The organism is candidate division KSB1 bacterium (assembly GCA_034506395.1).
Taxonomy (GTDB): domain Bacteria; phylum Zhuqueibacterota; class Zhuqueibacteria; order Thermofontimicrobiales; family Thermofontimicrobiaceae; genus Thermofontimicrobium.
Window position 1 is genome coordinate 102,468 of the sequence record JAPDPQ010000014.1, and the last position, 17,443, is coordinate 119,910.

14 protein-coding genes are annotated in these 17,443 nt (G+C 41.3%); all 14 read left to right on the forward strand.

Translation table 11 applies throughout. From position 1 onward, the window contains the following. Positions 1-14 precede the first annotated feature (14 nt). The 14 genes from ONB37_11075 to ONB37_11140 all read left to right on the forward strand — a co-directional run bounded on the left by ONB37_11075 (position 15) and on the right by ONB37_11140 (position 17,437). Positions 15-2,330 (forward strand): DNA translocase FtsK, encoded by a 2,316-nt coding sequence (locus ONB37_11075; protein ID MDZ7400696.1) that lies wholly within the window; start codon positions 15-17, stop codon positions 2,328-2,330. A gap of 157 nt (positions 2,331-2,487) precedes the next feature. Continuing rightward, positions 2,488-3,147 (forward strand): outer membrane lipoprotein chaperone LolA, encoded by a 660-nt coding sequence (gene lolA, locus ONB37_11080; GenBank protein MDZ7400697.1) that lies wholly within the window; start codon positions 2,488-2,490, stop codon positions 3,145-3,147. Positions 3,148-3,318: 171 nt separating this feature from the next. Then, a complete protein-coding gene (locus tag ONB37_11085) occupies positions 3,319-5,697 on the forward strand; it encodes a polysaccharide biosynthesis tyrosine autokinase (protein MDZ7400698.1) in 2,379 nt (792 codons plus the stop codon). A gap of 417 nt (positions 5,698-6,114) precedes the next feature. Further along, positions 6,115-6,459 carry a hypothetical protein gene (locus tag ONB37_11090; protein ID MDZ7400699.1) on the forward strand — a complete coding sequence of 115 codons (345 nt, stop codon included), beginning with the start codon at positions 6,115-6,117 and terminating at the stop codon, positions 6,457-6,459. 1,618 nt (positions 6,460-8,077) lie between these two features. Continuing rightward, a complete protein-coding gene (locus ONB37_11095) occupies positions 8,078-8,611 on the forward strand; it encodes a UpxY family transcription antiterminator (protein ID MDZ7400700.1) in 534 nt (177 codons plus the stop codon). 86 nt (positions 8,612-8,697) lie between these two features. Continuing rightward, on the forward strand, positions 8,698-9,693 hold the full coding sequence (locus ONB37_11100; protein ID MDZ7400701.1) for an NAD-dependent epimerase/dehydratase family protein: 996 nt from the start codon (positions 8,698-8,700) through the stop codon (positions 9,691-9,693). A 490-nt stretch (positions 9,694-10,183) separates the two neighbouring features. Next, complete coding sequence (locus ONB37_11105; GenBank protein MDZ7400702.1) at positions 10,184-11,608, forward strand: sugar transferase; 1,425 nt, start codon at positions 10,184-10,186, stop codon at positions 11,606-11,608. A 745-nt stretch (positions 11,609-12,353) separates the two neighbouring features. Beyond that, complete coding sequence (locus ONB37_11110; protein MDZ7400703.1) at positions 12,354-12,749, forward strand: nucleotidyltransferase domain-containing protein; 396 nt, start codon at positions 12,354-12,356, stop codon at positions 12,747-12,749. Position 12,750: 1 nt separating this feature from the next. Further along, positions 12,751-13,161: a DUF86 domain-containing protein gene (locus tag ONB37_11115; protein MDZ7400704.1), complete on the forward strand. Its 411-nt coding sequence runs from the start codon at positions 12,751-12,753 to the stop codon at positions 13,159-13,161. Between the two features lie 142 nt (positions 13,162-13,303). After that, positions 13,304-13,780 (forward strand): nucleotidyltransferase domain-containing protein, encoded by a 477-nt coding sequence (locus ONB37_11120; GenBank protein ID MDZ7400705.1) that lies wholly within the window; start codon positions 13,304-13,306, stop codon positions 13,778-13,780. Beyond that, entirely contained in the window at positions 13,758-13,985 is a 228-nt protein-coding gene (locus ONB37_11125) for a DUF86 domain-containing protein (protein ID MDZ7400706.1), read from the forward strand. The genes ONB37_11120 and ONB37_11125 overlap by 23 nt, the downstream gene beginning before the upstream one ends. Positions 13,986-14,583: 598 nt before the next feature. Next, on the forward strand, positions 14,584-15,756 hold the full coding sequence (locus ONB37_11130) for a DegT/DnrJ/EryC1/StrS family aminotransferase (GenBank protein ID MDZ7400707.1): 1,173 nt from the start codon (positions 14,584-14,586) through the stop codon (positions 15,754-15,756). Then, positions 15,753-16,754 carry a GNAT family N-acetyltransferase gene (locus tag ONB37_11135; protein ID MDZ7400708.1) on the forward strand — a complete coding sequence of 334 codons (1,002 nt, stop codon included), beginning with the start codon at positions 15,753-15,755 and terminating at the stop codon, positions 16,752-16,754. The genes ONB37_11130 and ONB37_11135 overlap by 4 nt, the downstream gene beginning before the upstream one ends. Further along, positions 16,751-17,437 (forward strand): formyltransferase family protein, encoded by a 687-nt coding sequence (locus tag ONB37_11140; GenBank protein MDZ7400709.1) that lies wholly within the window; start codon positions 16,751-16,753, stop codon positions 17,435-17,437. The genes ONB37_11135 and ONB37_11140 overlap by 4 nt, the downstream gene beginning before the upstream one ends. Positions 17,438-17,443 lie beyond the last annotated feature (6 nt).

Consider the following 17,443-nt stretch of genomic DNA (forward strand, 5'->3'; position numbering starts at 1 on the left):
ATCGGGCTTTAAAGATGGATATCAAAAAAAAGCAAAAGATTGTTGGAATTTTGCTCACTTCATTGGGAGCTTTTACTTTCCTCAGCCTAATGTTCTTTTCAGTGGAGGATAGCTTCCGTGCTAAAAGTGAGATCAAAAACTTGATGGGTGTCGTCGGCGATGAAATATCTCGGCTATTGATCATCCGGACCATCGGTCGAGCAAGTATCGTATTCCCGATATTGATCATGCTTTGGGGCATTCATCAAATGATCGGTAAGAAGATTAAGCCGATCAAGAAAATTACGATCTACGCCCTGTTGTTTAGCATTTATATCTCGATGACATTGGCATTTTACGGAATGATCAGAGCCAATCTCGAGGTCGATGAGACGATCGGACTCGCCTTTCGCAATGAACATCTCCACTGGTGGGGTCAGCTTGGCGAAATGATGAGCGAGGCGTTCCATGGCCTGTTCGGGACGATTGGCAGCGCGATCCTATTCCCAACCATTGTTGCGATCACAATTTTATATGTGTTTGACATAAAATTTGAAAAGATCAAATCCCGATTAGTCCCTCGATTGACAAAGTTTATTGCGAAGGTCACTGGACGTTACGATCCGCGCAAGTTTAAACCCAAGAAACCTATACCCGATATCCGAGATATTCTGGAGCTTGGCCGCAAACCTAAAGAGCCAACCCCTGCGATATTTGAACCAGAAGAGCCAGAACCAGCTCTCGAAGCCGAGCCAGAAGCAAAATTTGCTGCACCGGCTGGCCCGATCAGTGAACAACAGCAATTAGGAGAACCAGCCGCTTCAGAGAGGATCGCAGCGGAGCCGCGGCCAAAGCCACAACCTCCTAGAAAATACTACTTCCCATCGGCGCAAATATTGGATGAACCTGTCGGCCAGGATGACGAGGTTACCTGGGACGAATTAATGAACAGCGCCAAAACACTCGAAGAAAAACTCGCAGACTTTGGAATTCAAGGCAAAGTTGTCGAGATCAACCCTGGTCCAGTCATTACGCGGTTCGAATTGGAGCCAGGATTGGGCGTGAAGATCAATCGCTTCACCAGCTTGGCTGATGATCTGGCGCTGGTGATGCGGGCCAAAAGGATCCGCGTGGTTGCCCCAATTCCTGGCAAGGCGGCCATCGGGGTCGAAATCCCCAACCGAAAGCCATCCACTGTTTATATCAAGTCAGTCATCGATTCTCCGCAATTTCGCTCGGCGGAATCGCCGTTGACCATGGCGCTGGGCAAAACGATCGCTGGGGAGATATATGTAGATGATCTGGCCCGGATGCCGCATCTATTGATCGCTGGCGCTACTGGGTCTGGGAAAAGCGTCTGCCTCAATACCATTATCGCCAGCATCCTGTTTAAGGCTCATCCCTCTCAGGTGCAATTGGTCCTGATCGATCCAAAACGATTGGAATTGAGCGTTTATGCGGCGCTGAAAAATCATCATCTCGCCTATCGGCCAGATCTCGAAGAAGAAGTGGTGACGAATCCCAATAATGCTGTCGCGGTTTTGCGTAGCCTGGAAATGGAGATGGAGCGACGCTATGAGTTATTAGCCAAAGCCGGGGTGCGCAACATCGAGGATTATAACAATTGGATCAAAGCCTTGAGCCCGGAGCAACGCGCTGAGTCCATTCATCAGCGGCCCTTGGAATACGTGGTCTTGATCATCGATGAACTCGCGGATCTGATGTTGGTCGCCGCTCGTGAGGTCGAAGAACCGATTGCGCGGCTCACCCAGATGTCTCGTGCGGTTGGCATCCATTTGATCGTCGCTACCCAGCGGCCTTCGGTCGATGTGATCACTGGTGTGATCAAGGCTAACTTTCCAGCGCGGATCGCGTTTCAGGTTGCTTCAAAGACCGACTCCCGCACCATTCTCGATATGAATGGAGCGGAAAAATTGTTAGGCCGGGGGGATATGCTATTTTTGCCGCCAGGAAGCCCTGAGCCCATTCGCATCCATGGCGCCTATATTTCACACGAGGAAGTAAAACGAATTGTCGAGCACATCCATCAACAGCCTCCTCAAGAGCCAAAATTTTTGCTGCCCACTGGGGAAGATGAAGCGACAGCAAACTATAACCGACGATTTCGGGACGAACGCGATGAGTTGTTCAATGAAGCGTTGAAACTCGTAGTGCGCCACCAACAGGGATCCGTTTCATTGCTCCAGCGGCGTCTGAAAATCGGTTACGCCCGAGCTGCCCGCCTGATCGATCAATTAGAAGAGGCTGGCTTTGTCGGTCCATTCGACGGTAGCAAGGCCCGTGAGGTATTGGCCGATGAAGAACAATTGAAAGAGATGGGAATTTATTAATACAACTCGCCTCGAATATCAACCATGGCTTGCTGAAACTAGCGGCCAAAACAGTGCAAGAAATGCCCGATGCGATGGCGTAATTCAGAACATTCAAAAAAGATTTTAGCTTTATTAAAATGGTAATTCAAAATATCATCTAATACACGAGGAAATTATGAAACCGATTCTGATTTTAACAGGAATGATGCTTGTCATAAACCTTTTTTGTCTTCAAACAGCGAACACATTGGCTCAAGATCCAAGAGCAGTAGAAATCATCAATAAAGTCAAGGCGAAGTACGATGCACTGACCAGTTTTCAGGCTGACTTTGAACAGACATCCTATTGGAAATTAGCGGATAATGTGCAGCAACAGAAAGGACGACTTTGGCTGAAAGGCAAAGATAAGTTCCGCATTGAAACGCAAGACCAGATCATTGTATCAGACGGCAAAACGGTCTGGACCCATTCGTTATACAACAATCAGGTGATCATCGATAGGATTGAAAATTCCTCCGACGAAATTCGATTGCCAAAGGATCTGTTCCTGAAATATTCTGAAAACTACAGCCCACGATTTGTCGCCAATGAAATTATCGATCAACAAGACTGCGCTGTGGTCGAGTTAAAGGCGAAATCAGATGACATTTTCATCAAAACGATGAAAATTTGGATCAATACCAAGATCTCAGTACCGATCAAAATTGAGCAAACCGATATTAACGATAATCTCAACACATATCGTTTACTCAATGTGGATCTCAATAAGCCCCTATTAGACAAGCTGTTTCATTATGCCATTCCCGATTCGGTTGAAATCATTGATATGAGATAAACTGCAAGAAAATAACTTTCCATTTAAAAATTGACTTGGTTTTAATTTTATGAAGGAGGCTGTTATTAAAATTTATTAAATTTCATGAAATCACTTGACTAATGTGGAAAATATCTTTATTTTTGGACGTTCGAGATTTGGGGGGCGAACATAATCGAGGAGTATGCATCAATGGATCAGCAGCAAGATCGTCAAGTGACTTTTCAAGACTATTTGAGAATCCTCTATCGCGGTAGATGGATCATTTTGATATCCTTCCTCACCGTAGTGGGCTTTGTGACCTACTACACCTTCACCATGACCCCAATTTACCGTTCCACTGTTAAGGTGATGATAAAGGACAATAGTGGCGTTCAGCAGGCGCTGTTTAATGTTGTTGACTTCATGGAGAAAGAGAAGAAGATCAACAATCAGGTAGAAATTTTGAATAGCAGTACCCTAGCGGAGAGCGTCATCAAGCGACTAATGAGCAGCGAAGAAGCTGATCGCTTGTACATTTTGGGTTACGATCCTGAGAATCGCCTCTCGGGCTTTAGCGTAAAAAAGGCGTTTCAGCAACTCTTCGACGAAGGATCAAATAATGCTCGATCTTCGCAAGACGAGGCATCACCACAACCGCTATTGCCACGGGAATATGAACAGAAGCTCCATGAAATCATCAGACAACTGCAGAGCAATATGAGCGTGGAGCCGATTCGAAATACCGACATGATTCGGATCAGCGTCACAGCACCATCGCCAACCGAAGCTGCATATATTGCCAACACGATAGCCCAGGTCTATAAAGAACAAAATCAATTGGCCAGTCAAGAGGAAGTCAGAAAGGTAAAAGATTTTTTAGGCGAACAACTCAGCGTTTTTCAGGAACAATTGCGTGAGTCCGAACAAGCGCTGAAAGAATACAAAGAACGGGAAAAATTTGTGGCTCTGCCCCGAGAAGTTGATGAGTTGGTCACCAAGCTGGCTGAGGTCGAAAAACTGTATCGGGAAGCTGAAGTTGAGTTGAATTCCAATCGGGAGCGGCTGAGTTATATTGACGAGCAATTGGGCGCAAGCAAGAAGAATTTGAACATGCAAAACATTTTAACCGCGCCATTCTTGAATGAGTTGAACCAAAAAATGGTTGAGTTGGAGACCCAAAAAACGCGTTATATTGCATCAGTTATCAACCACGGCGTTTATGATCCCAACGATCCAAATATTTTAAAGTTCAATGAACAAGCTAAGCTACTGGAAGAGAAATTGCGAGCTGGAATAACCCAACTAGCCGCTGCTGAAACCGGAGACCCCATTACATTATCAGAAGAGCTATTTCAGAGGAAAATTGAAGTTGAGGCTACCATCCAGGCATTATTGCCAAAGGTAGAAGCTTTGAAAAAAATTGTGGCGGAGTATAATCAAGAATTGGAGAAAATTCCAGAACGTAGCCTGAAACTCGCACGATTAGAACGGGCCGCCCGGCTGGATGAAAAAATCACTTTGATGATGAAAGAAAAGTACGAAGAGACGCGCATCACCGAGGTGGGGCAGCTTGGCAACGTCCGCATCATCGATCCCGCCAAACCAGATTACGTCCCTATCAAGCCGAAAAAGCAGATGAATATCCTTCTGGGCATCGTGATGGGTTTGGGATTGGGGATTGCAATGACCTTTATTTTAGAGTATTTTGACAATTCGGTCCGATCCGCTGCCGATATCGAACGACTCGGTATCCCGATTTTGGGAGCAATTCCAGTAATCAGAATCGAAGATACAAATTCAAAGCTCGGAAATAATGGTAAACACCGCCTCTCGGACCATGCCAACGCCGGAGAAGCCAAGGCAATGGTTAGTCGTTTAATTACTCATTTTGCCCCAAAGTCGCCGATCTCGGAGGCGTATCGAAGCTTAAGGACGAGCATTCAATACGCTCGCGCCGACAGCCCTCTGAAAACGATCGTCATTACCAGTCCTGGCCCCCAGGAGGGAAAGTCAACAACGGTAGCTAATCTCGCCATCACCATTGCGCAAATGGGAACAAAAACATTGCTGGTCGATACCGATCTTCGTCGGCCCATCTTGCATTCCATTTTTAATATCAATCGCTCCAAGGGCATCTCGAATTATTTAATTGGCAAAGCCGATCTCGATGAGGTAATTTTTAAAACAGAAATTGATAATTTATTTGTCATTCCCAGCGGGACTCTGCCTCCAAATCCGTCAGAATTATTGGGCTCCGTTTCTATGAAGCAATGCATCAGCGAATTGAAAAAACGATTCGATGTCGTATTATTCGATAGCCCGCCGATTATGGCCGTCACAGATGCGGCCGTGATCAGCTCCGAAGTGGATGGAGTTATCTTGGTCGTCAAAGCCGGCCAAACCGACCGAAACGCAGTCCAGCGAAGCTTCGAAATCCTACGGAGTATTCCCAATCGGATCTTGGGTGCATTGCTCAATGTGGTCAGCGTGGATGGCGTCTACGGCTCATATTATTATTACTATTATCACTATTATTATTACGGCAAAGACGGAATTAAGCACCACCGGCGTTCAAAAAGCCGGAGCTAAAACGAAAAAACCAGTTTTTTCTTTTCAAATAAATATAGAGTCTGAATTATTTGGGCTATCGTTGCTTATTCAGATATTTTTGAGCTTGCTAAAATTTTCACAAAATAATTTTATGAATCATGAGCAATCATAATTTTCAATTTTTGATTCGTTCAATTAGCGGTGCTTATTGTTCATTCTAATATTGCTCTGCTAAATTTAATTGTTTGAAATATTCGTATCTTGAATTCGAATGCAAAGATCTTCTAATTTGGTAATTCGCAAGTCAATAATGATGTCTAGATCCGTTTAGTCTATCTTGTGGCTAAATTCGATTTTGCCATTTTCAATTGAGTTTATTAGGGATAATTCGATTGATATTTGATCATCTTCTCAACAATTAACCGACTTGAATTAGATACAAAAAGGAACGAAACAATGAAAGAGACATTAGAAAGTTTTCCAAGGAATACGCTAAGACAAGCAGAACTTGCGCTGAAAGGATGGAAAGAATTAATCGATCAGCTAAATGTGCCGAATCTAACAATTGAAGCATTCGAACAGAAAATCAAATTTGCTGCGGAAAAGGTCGAATTGGCCGAGAAACTTAAGCAAGAGCGCAGCAAAGCCGTGAAAGTCCGTAACGAAAGCCTGAAGGATGTTTGGGACTTAACGAAGCGGATCAGAAACGCTGCTAAGGCAACTTTTGGGGATAACTCAACTAAAATTGAAAAATTTGGCGGCAAAATCACTCGCCAACGTGTGAAATCACGGGCTGAATAATACAGGGGAAAATTTCTAAAAATCAAATTTATCACCCAATACAAAAATACCTTCCCGCCTTCCGACCATAAACGATGATTAGGGCTTAGGGCGTTATGGGATGCGGTGATTTAATCATAGTTCTGCAGATTTCCTTTATCGAATCATCTGAACAAATTGCGAATCACGTGACATGAACAATTAGCTCGACAAGACAAGCCTAAAATATCGAACGGCCACTTTTTGCTTTTGAAAATCAACATGCAAAAGTTAAAGCGAGCGTTTGAATTTCTATTTTTTTTTGGTGCATCATGGTCTTGGCCGTTTTTCGTTAAGTTTATTAATTTTCAGAAGGATAAAATGCAATATTTTTCGAAAAGGCTTTGGACCAAACAAAATTGGCATATTTCACTCAGTCTGTCTTGATAAACTTTGTGATTCGTCGCGGTATTTGTTCATGCGATTTTTCTCAAATAGCAAAATGTTAATGTTCTGTCTTTGAGCAATAAATTGTTAAATACAAAGCTTTTAATATTATAGAATAAAAACGATATATAGAAATAATTATAATAAAAATTGATGTATATCACAATAGGAAATGCAATTCTCATTTACCTTTTAATGTGAAAAAAAACTATAAATAAAATTAAAATTATTGCACATGCAAATGCTTTAAAATTAATAAGAAGCACATTGTTACAATCTAGCCATAATGATTGACTATTAGATTAGAAATTATATATTATAGACTCGTTGTTTGGGGGTGAATGAGTGCTTTAAGTAAAAGCGAAATATGAAGCTTGCCCGCAATGCGTTCACAGCATGAACGATAATTGATCATTCGATCTGATGACATTACGAACCAGTTGATATGTTCAATCCAGTGCTCGCCTAAGGATATTGAGATTTCGCTTACATTGCGGGAATTTAATCAATAATCCATATTTGCCTTAGTCAGATTTCAGTTTAATATGCTTTTTCATCTCCTTTTTGAGGAGAAAGTTTTCATATTCTCCCTTTGAAGGAGAGACAGGGCATAGCAGATTCGAAAGTAATCATCATCTGATTTATATTTTATTTTAAAATTCAGAAAATATTCCTTGCGGTGATGGCAAAATTGTGACATCCATGCCGTATTGTGCATATCTAATGCATTTAATAAATTCATGTTGTCATGTATTTAGCAACTTTTGGCACAATTTATGCAGATGAGACCCCCTCATTTGTGAAAGCCGTTGCTGAGTATGAGAAATTTTAATCCACAGAAGAGCGATCGGCTAATTAGTTCTTGTTGCAAAATTATCAAAACAGGATAAATTGTCATGCCTGCGCAGGCAGGCATCTCCATCTACAATTGACCCAAATAATGGCTTTAAAGAGATTCCTGCATGCGCAGGAATGACATCGTTTCATTTGATTTCCATTTTTGCAACAGAAACTAATTAGATTCAAAGAGAATTTTTTGCCAGTAAATTTGCGCGGATTAAATAAAATGAATATTCCGCTGATACGCTAAAATTCAGTGGACTTAGAGTATATTAATGGTGTTGTTGTTTATTATCTTTGTGCCGTGGTGAGTTTCATCGAAATGGGACTGACACGGCGGAGCTTTGCCTAGACTAAGAGCAGAAAATATCGTATGATTGAACCAATACAATCGATTTATGGGGAACTAAACGTAATTCCCAATTGGTACGCGCTTTCAACGCGGGCGAGACATGAAAAAAAAGTTCATTCTCAATTGGTACAAAAGGGAATTACCAGTTTTCTCCCACTCCAAACGTTTCATCGCAAATGGAGCGATCGCTATAAAAAGGTCGAAGAGCCTCTTTTTAGCTGCTATGTATTCGTAAAAATCGCATTGAAGGACCGATTGCAAGCTTTGCAGACCGATGGCGCCGTTCGACTCGTGTCGTTCAATGGCATTCCCGCTACAATCCCTGAAAGTCAGATCAATGCTATCAGAGGGATCATGGAAAACCACATCCCTATTGAAAGAGTTGATTATTTAACACCAGGTCAGAGAATTGAGATCATTCAAGGACCGCTTCGGGGCAGCACTGGAATTTTAGCGGAAATAAAAAACCGTCAGCGCCTTGTCATTCGCATTGATAGCATCATGCAAGCGATTTCCGTCGATATCGATCTGCGTGATGTAAGAGTAATTGAATGAACCTCGATCGAGTGTTTATTTTAGCTAATTTTTGATGAGAAAGCCTTCGCTTTCCAAATAGCGATTCAAGATCTAATGGTTGAGCAATGAATTTCTTTGACCAATTTAAGAATAAGAGAGTTCTAATCACTGGTGGCGCTGGGTTCATCGGCAGTAATCTTGCCCATTATTTAGTCAAATGCCAGGCGAAAGTGACCATCATTGATTCCATGATCCCAGATTATGGCGGCAATCTCCATAATTTAGAGGGTATTCTTGATAAAGTCGCCATCAATTTCTCAGACGTTCGCGATCGTTATGGCATGCAATATCTTATCAAAGGTCAGGATTATCTGTTTAATCTGGCTGGTCAGGTGAGCCATATCGACAGCATGAGAGATCCGTTCGCCGATCTGGAAATCAATGCTAAAAGCCAGCTCTCGATTCTCGAAGCCTGCCGTCATTTTAACCCTGAGATCCGAATTGTTTTTGCCAGCACTCGGCAGATCTACGGCCGTGCCAAATACCTTCCAGTGGACGAAAATCACCCGCTCGATCCACCAGATGTCAATGGAATTAATAAATTAGCGGGCGAACGATACCATACCCTTTATAGTAAAGTTTACGGTCTTCACTGCTCAGTTCTGAGATTGACGAATGTGTATGGCCCCCGACAGCTCATGAAACATGACCGCCAAGGCTTCATTGGCTGGTTCATCCGTCAGATCGTCCGTGGGGAAAGAATCAAGATCTTTGGGACTGGGGAACAGAAACGCGACTTGGTTTTTGTTGATGATGTGGTGGATGCGCTGCTCCGCGCTGCTTGTTCCAATAACGCCAATGGCAAAATCTATAACATCGGCGGCGCTGAGCCGATCTCGCTAAAAAAGCTGGTCGAATTAATGATCGAAATTAACGGCGGCGGCAAGTACGAGCTCGTCCCGTTCCCAGATGAACGGAAAAAGATTGACATCGGCGATTTTTATACCGATTATAAAAAAATCGCCAACGACCTCGGTTGGAAACCCACAGTGTTGCTCAGAGAGGGTTTGAAACGCACCATCGAGTACTATCGCCAGCACGGCGAATATTATTGGACCTGATTTTCCAAATTGCTTCAATCGCCCCAAGCGATGGAATCAGTCTCATGAATCTAAAAAGGAGTAATAGATTCGATGCTTTCGGGAATGCCCAAAAAATTTAGTTAAATCTTCAATGGCCAGAAAATCAAAATTTGGGCCTTGATCCTAATAACAACACTCCAATGGACTATATTACCGCTTCGAAATTTTACCACTTTCTGTTGCAGCATCACTTAAAATTTAAATAAGCGAAGCATCTCATGTTCTCTGCCTGATATTTGCAGCAGTTTTCTCGATGATATTCGCTGATGATTATGAACGTTTTTTACCCCAAGTTATGCTCAGTTATTCGTTTCTAATTTAATTGAAAGAGGAGTTGAATCAGAACCAAACCTACATCTTCTAAATCGGCTGCTTAATAGAGCCAGATCTTTGTTCTTAGAACATGTTAAATTTCTCATAATTTCGCCATCACATCAACATTTGATTAAACAACTCGGGGCTGCAACGTATGTTGAGAAGACATCTTCGCTTGACACCGGGAGTGATATTGTTCGGCGATTTAATGACGACCATTGTCTCATTTCTGCTCACCTTCCCATTGCGATCTATCTTGATCCGCATTTATTCCTTCGGAGCAGAGATCCAATTCCGTCAATATCTCCCGCTCTTGATCCCAATCCTCGTGGTTTGGACCATCGTTCTTCAATTCCAGCAAAGTACCTTAACCCTCCGCTACACATCTTTTCTTAATGAGCTACAGCGCGTGCTCAAAACCGTGGGTTGGGGGATCGGTTTGCTGATTCTTTTGCTTTACAGTTTTCATATCGACCATATCGCTCGAAGCTTCATCTATCTTTTTGGTTTTGTCAATATCATTTTCCTGTTGATCGAAAAGTATGTCCTGCTCTTGGTACTGGAGCACTACCGAAAGAAGGGTATTAACAGGCGCAAGGTATTGATCATCAGCGATGGCGATAGCTCCAAGCGATTGGTGGATTATATTCAGAAATATAGCGATTGGGGGCTGGACATCGTCGGATTTTTGGATGCCAATGGCCACGAAGTGGGCAGCGAGTTCCTTGGCTCTAAAATTATCGGAAGATTATCCGATCTACCTGAAGTGCTTCATAATTACTTCATCGAAGAGGTGATTTTCGCTCTACCGCTCGGAAAGCTTGAAGCGTCCAAGGATCTGCTCCAGCTTTGTGAAACCGAAGGAGTTCAGGCGCGGATCATCTCCGATTTCTACAACGGCATTAAAGCCCATACTGAAGTGGAGACCGTTCACGGTCTACCCATAATTACCTATACCACAACCCCTCGAAAGGAATGGGAGCTATTCGTAAAGCGCGTGATCGATGTGTTGATTGCTGGCGTCGGGTTGATTATTCTCTCCCCATTGTTTTTGATCATCGCCCTTGCCATTAAGTTTACCTCTCCTGGACCAGTTTTTTACCGTTGGAATGTCGTTGGACTGAACAAACGCCGATTTACCAGCTATAAATTTCGCACCATGGTGGTCAATGCCGACGAAATAAAAAAGCAATTGTTAGCTCAGAACGAGATGAATGGAGTCGTTTTCAAAATGAAAAACGACCCCCGCGTCACAAAAATTGGGCGCATTCTCAGAAAGTTCAGTCTGGATGAACTTCCGCAGCTTTTCAGTGTCCTGAAAGGTGATATGAGCCTTGTTGGCCCACGTCCACCCTTGGTCACCGAAGTCCCTGAGTTCAAAAGCTGGCACCGGCGCAAACTTTCCGTCAAGCCTGGGATCACGTGCCTGTGGCAATGCAGCGGCCGCAATCAGATCAAAGACTTCGATGATTGGGTCAGGATGGATCTGCAATACATCGACCAATGGTCGCTCTGGCTCGATTTCAAAATTTTGTTCAAGACAATCCCAGCAGTTCTCACTGGGCGTGGGGCTTCATAACCAGCATCAGTGCCAAAAAAGCAATTGCAATAAAATAAAGCGTATCAAAGATAACAAGCTTGGAATCCAAGTGGATGCTATTGAATCTCTTGATCAATAATCATAAGTCTTACGTTAGGAGCAACAATCTATTCATCATCACTTCTATCCATCGAAAAAGTGAGGGAACTTAAATTTTTTCCAAGGCCTTTTTGTTCGCGGCCATATCATATCTGCATCATTGTCACTCCATGATTGTTGCCGATTTTCACTCATCCAGAGCTCAGTGCCGTTGAGAACAACATGTTTATAGCAGCACTGATAATTGAGAAAACGCAACAGCACTTAGTCGTCAGTCGTCAGTCAGCAGTAAACAGTAATCAGTAATCAGTAATCAGTAATCAGTGGCTGGCGAGCGGCAACTGAAGCCCAGGAAAGCGTCTCCAATCATGACAAGGCAGAAACCAACAGCCAGGCGCAAAGCAATAAACATGATGCGCCAAATCGCAGATCCCAAATAGCCAGGATCTTTGTGGCATTGCGTTTAAAATATAACACTTGATTTTTAAAATATTTTTCTTATATTATTTTGACAGAACAATTGGGAAATGAATCGCTTCTTTCTTCATCAACATCTGGGCAGAAAGGCGAAAATCACAATATCCAAAGAAACTTGCCCTGAACATGTGATGTCAGTTGTCCAGAAGCTGATGAAATGATTCAAAATCGCTTAAGCGGGCGAAGCAAGCGAACATTGGGTTTAACAATGAATTCTACCGTTTCCAAAATAAAAAAAGCGCTCCAGCCGATCTTTGCCAGATATCGTGATCAGATCCTCTTCTGTTATTGCTTTGGATCGTTAGTCACCAATACATATTCGAAAAATAGCGATGTGGATCTGGCGTTTTATGTCCATCCTGATGCAGCGAATTATGACTTCAAGCTGACTCTGTATGCAGAATGTTCTCGGGCTTTAAAACGAAATGACATCGATATCGTTATTCTAAATGATCTCCAAAATCTGATATTATCAGAATCCATTGCCCGCGATGGCATCCTGTTATACGATTCTGAACCAGAGCAGAGAGCTGCTTATGAGTTAAAAGCTATTCACAATGGCATTGACTTCCGCCATCAACGTCGTTTGGCTATGGGAATCTGAAATGGAACGTATTAGACAGAAAATTGGTAGGATCAAAGAATACATAAAATACATTGAAGGCCTGGCTGACGCATGTGAGAAGAAATTTGCCATCGACCCGGTCTATCGAGGCGCCTTACTTTATTATCTATATTTAATGGCCGATACCTGCATTGCATTAGCCGAAATGATTATCAAAGCACGAGCATTGAGACCGCCGCAATCTTACAGCGATGCGTTTGATATTCTCGGCGAGAATGAAATCCTGGATAAAGAATTTGCCTATTCTTTTGCAAAGATTGCTGGGTTCAGAAACCTATTGGCTCATGACTATGAAAAAGTCGATGCTCAAAAAATTTGCCATGATATTTTAAAGAAGATGCCTGATGTAAAGAAATTTCTCCGCCAGATCCAAAGTGCGCTGAATTTATAGCATAATCAGAATACGAATAGTCTTAATAAATCCAACCAGGTTGTTCATAAAAAACTGGTTTGTGACACCAAAAAATATACCTTGATTTTTATTTTTAAGATATTTGATTTGAAGTCAGCCCATATTTAAAGACAATGCTTCAATGCAAAAAGTGTTGGAAAAAGATCTCTCTCAAATTAATCGTTATTTCCAGGAAAAAGAGTTTGTCCTGCTAGCGTACCTGTTCGGCTCCCAGGTCGGCGGTCGAATTGGTCCCTTGAGCGATTGTGATATCGGGATTTATCTCAGCCAGGAAATCAGCTTCGATGCGAAATATTATATGGAAGTAGATTTGCGGAAGATACTCAATATTCAGGCAGTCGATCTGGTCATCATGAATAAAGCTCCGCTAGCGTTGAATTACAATATTATTTGTGGAAAATGTATCTATTCTGTCGAGCCAGCCATACGTGTGGAATACGAAGCGACCATTTTAAGCCAATTCTTTGATTTTTTGCCTTTCTTAAATTTCCATTATCAGAATAGCTTGAGTTCATCACGAAATGAAAAACAAATTCAGCGGAATCGAAGCGCGCTTAGAAAAACTGAAAAGCTGCTTGCAGAAATTAGAACCGTTTAAAGAAAAAACGCTGGCAGAAATACAGCGCGAAACCTATTTTAAAGATATCATTGAGCGCAACTTTGAAATTGCGACCCAATGTATTCTCGATATCTCCAATCGAGCTATTGCTATCGCCGAAGGTGAAAAACCCATCGATTATTTCACTGTCGTCTTCATTATAGGTGATCTGGACATTATCCCGAAAGCGTTCGCCCAAAATTAGCGCCTATCGCTGGTTTTAGAAATATATTGGTGCACCTTTATCTGTAGATCGACTGGAATAAAATGTATGATTATTTGCAGAATTTATCAGACCTTTATCAATTTATCGGATATATTCAAAGCTGGCTCAAAAAGCAACAGCTATAATAAGGCATTTTGATGCAATAACTGTAATGATTCTAAACCAAAGCACCACAATCTCATTCTCCGCTCGCTCAGTTGCTCGGTGACCTGCTAAATATTCAGATCCTGATAAGTAGTTCAATAAAATTGACCAATAACCATTGCCTGGCTGAATTCATGAATCCGTTTTTAAATGCTCATGAATGGCACCGAAATCAGTCTAACCCGCTTTTTCTCAAAAAGCGGGTTGGTGATACGAGCCGGATATAACGCCTGAAATGCCACCAGCGAAACGCCAGAAGCCAAAAGCGAATGGCGCCAGGCCAGAGGCCGAAAGCCAATATGCAAATTAAAAATCCATCATCATCCGCATCTTCCAGCTCAACAGCTTATTTAATGATTACAAAATCATATTCTTGGCTCTGCATGTGCTTTTCGCTAGTGGTGAAATAAAAAATTTAAGTTGGCAAATTAAAATGGATAGATCAAATTTCAAAAAGAGAGATAACTTTCTAATTTTTGGAGCTCCGCTCATTGAGCAGCCAGAAATTGATGAAGTGGTGGCTTCCTTAAAATCAGGATGGCTTGGAACGGGTCCCAAAGTGCATCAATTCGAGGAAATGTTTCGAGCTTATAAAGGCACCAAATATGCTATGGCATTGAATTCATGCACGGCTGCATTACATCTCGCCATGCTGGCCATTGGAATTCAGCCTGGAGATGAAGTGATCGTTCCCACCATGACGTTTGCCGCTACGGCCAATGCCGTTATCCATGCGGGTGCTACGCCTGTTTTCGTGGATTGCGAACGTGACACGATGAATATTGATCCTGAAGATATTGAACGGAAGATCACTCGAAAAACCAAAGCCATTATCCCCGTTCATTTTGCTGGTCGGCCATGTAATATGGATGCCATTTTAGAGATTGCAAAGAAGCATCATCTGAAAATTGTCGAGGACTGCGCCCATGCCATCGAAACCGAATATCATGGCAAAAAAGCAGGGACTTTTGGTGAGATCGGTTGCTTCAGTTTTTACGTGACTAAAAATATTGTCACAGGTGAGGGCGGCATGGCAATCACCAATAATGAAGAGTACGCCAATCAGATTAAAATCCTGGCGCTGCATGGGATGAGCAAAGATGCCTGGGCAAGGTTTAGTGATTCTGGCTATAAGCACTATCAAGTGGTTTACGCAGGTTATAAATACAACATGATGGATATCCAGGCTGCCATTGGAATTCATCAATTGCCAAGAATTGAACAATACTGGCAGCGTCGCAAAATGATTTGGCAAGCATATAACGAAGCGTTTCAAGGTCTACCAGTTGTTACACCTGCCGATCCCGAACCAAATACTCGGCATGCCTATCATCTTTATACTCTAATGCTTGACATTGATCAGCTAAATTTTTCTCGTGATGATTTCATCAATAAAATGACTGAATATAATATCGGTGTTGGCGTCCATTATATTGCTTTGCACTTGCATCCTTATTATCAGCAGAAATTTGGTTATAAGATTAGCGACTTTCCTAATGCAGAATGGATTTCGGAGCGAACAATATCCATTCCATTATCTGCTAAGTTAGAAGAAAACGATATTCAAAGCGTTATTGAAACAGTAAAGCTAATTTTTCATAGATGAACCTTTATTTAAAATCCAGTACTGTCCCTGATGCAGCAGAGTGGGATCACATTTGGGAAAATTGTGATTATGCAACCTATTTTCATTCAAGAGAATGGGCTGAGGTATGGCAAAGATATTCCCACCGAAAGTTAAATCCAGCGCCAAGATTAATAACGTTCTCAGATGGCAAAAAAGCCCTTCTACCTTTTTCATGTCATAATAAATTAAAAGGGCTAATCCACCAGTTTATTTCTTCTCCTGCAGGGACTTTTGGAGGCTGGATTTCGATTGATAATCTATCAGAGAATCATTTTTCAATACTATTTAAATATATTACAGACAATTATAAAAATATTGTTTGGAGAATAAATCCTTATGACTCATTTTCAGATTGTATTAAAAATCTTGCTGATATTATGCAAGATGACACTCATGCTCTAAATTTAAAAGGAGGTTTTGATTCGATCCAAAATTATTGGGCTAATAAAAAAGATGCTGTGATAAGAAAGGCAACAAAGGCTAAAAAACATGGGATCATAATAAAAAAAACTAAGGATCATAAAGAGTGGAAATCGTATTATGATATTTATTTAGATTCAATAAATAGGTGGGGACCTTCTGCTTCTTCTCGGTATAGTTGGCAACTTTTTCAAGAATTATTTAGCTTATCATCGCCTAATATCAGTCTCTGGTTAGCCTATTATGAAAACAAAATAATTTCTGGTGCGCTATGCTTTTACGCCAAAAAGCATGTTGTTTATTGGCACGGAGCATCGCTGTCAGAGTACTTCAATTTTCGTCCCGTGAATTTGTTGATGTATGAAATTATTAAAGATGCTTGTGAACGTGGCTTTGAATGGTTTGATTTCAATCCAAGTGGCGGTCATGAAGGAGTGCGGGCCTTTAAAAAAAGCTTCGGAGCTTTAGAATTGCCTAGCCCCGTAATTTATTTAAAAGATACAAAAGCTAAAATCATTGAGAAAGCTCTAAAAATTGTCAGGAGTATCACAAAATGATTTATCTCTTTTGCAATACAGGATATGGTCTACCTTTTTTGCATGAGTTTATCAAATTTTCAAAAAGAAATCATGAAAGGACAACGGTTGTTTTTTCAGCTAAACGATCAAAAAAAAATAAAAACAAAATTCCATGGCGAATTTTAAGGTCAATAAATGACCAACGATTCATTCTAATTTCTAAAATTACTGCATTCAAAATGTCTATAAAATATGGTCTGAAATTTCTCTCAATTGCTAATATAAATTCTAAGTCTTTTTGTTCAAAAATTAAGAATAATGACCATGGTATTATTGCAGGATTTAATCAAATATTTAAAAAAAATACTATTGATCGATTTAAAAGTTTAGTAAATTTTCATCCTTCATTGCTACCTTTTTATAGAGGACCAGTACCATCCTATTGGTGTTTAAAAAATGGTGAAAAATACACTGGTTACACTTTGCATAAAGTTGCCGAAGAAATTGATAAAGGTGAAATATTATTTCAGGATGTAATTGAAATTTCAAAAATTTCCAGCGCAGATATATTAGATACAGAAATAGCGAAGTCCGCAATCCCCACTTTCAAGAATTATCTGGATTTTTTGGTGGGTAAAACAAAATTCAATAAAAAGATTCTTGATGCTTCTCAAATATATCATCATCGCGTCAATTATAAATCTTTTCCAGAAGCGATATAAAAGGCC

Bases quoted from the DNA above. Each gene is read 5' to 3' on its own strand.
- ONB37_11075 (MDZ7400696.1), top strand. From the start codon at position 15: ATGGATATCAAAAAAAAGCAAAAGATTGTTGGAATTTTGCTCACTTCA.
- lolA (MDZ7400697.1), top strand. From the start codon at position 2,488: ATGAAACCGATTCTGATTTTAACAGGAATGATGCTTGTCATAAACCTT.
- ONB37_11085 (MDZ7400698.1), top strand. From the start codon at position 3,319: ATGGATCAGCAGCAAGATCGTCAAGTGACTTTTCAAGACTATTTGAGA.
- ONB37_11090 (MDZ7400699.1), top strand. From the start codon at position 6,115: ATGAAAGAGACATTAGAAAGTTTTCCAAGGAATACGCTAAGACAAGCA.
- ONB37_11095 (MDZ7400700.1), top strand. From the start codon at position 8,078: ATGATTGAACCAATACAATCGATTTATGGGGAACTAAACGTAATTCCC.
- ONB37_11100 (MDZ7400701.1), top strand. From the start codon at position 8,698: ATGAATTTCTTTGACCAATTTAAGAATAAGAGAGTTCTAATCACTGGT.
- ONB37_11105 (MDZ7400702.1), top strand. From the start codon at position 10,184: ATGTTGAGAAGACATCTTCGCTTGACACCGGGAGTGATATTGTTCGGC.
- ONB37_11110 (MDZ7400703.1), top strand. From the start codon at position 12,354: ATGAATTCTACCGTTTCCAAAATAAAAAAAGCGCTCCAGCCGATCTTT.
- ONB37_11115 (MDZ7400704.1), top strand. From the start codon at position 12,751: ATGGAACGTATTAGACAGAAAATTGGTAGGATCAAAGAATACATAAAA.
- ONB37_11120 (MDZ7400705.1), top strand. From the start codon at position 13,304: ATGCAAAAAGTGTTGGAAAAAGATCTCTCTCAAATTAATCGTTATTTC.
- ONB37_11130 (MDZ7400707.1), top strand. From the start codon at position 14,584: ATGGATAGATCAAATTTCAAAAAGAGAGATAACTTTCTAATTTTTGGA.
- ONB37_11135 (MDZ7400708.1), top strand. From the start codon at position 15,753: ATGAACCTTTATTTAAAATCCAGTACTGTCCCTGATGCAGCAGAGTGG.
- ONB37_11140 (MDZ7400709.1), top strand. From the start codon at position 16,751: ATGATTTATCTCTTTTGCAATACAGGATATGGTCTACCTTTTTTGCAT.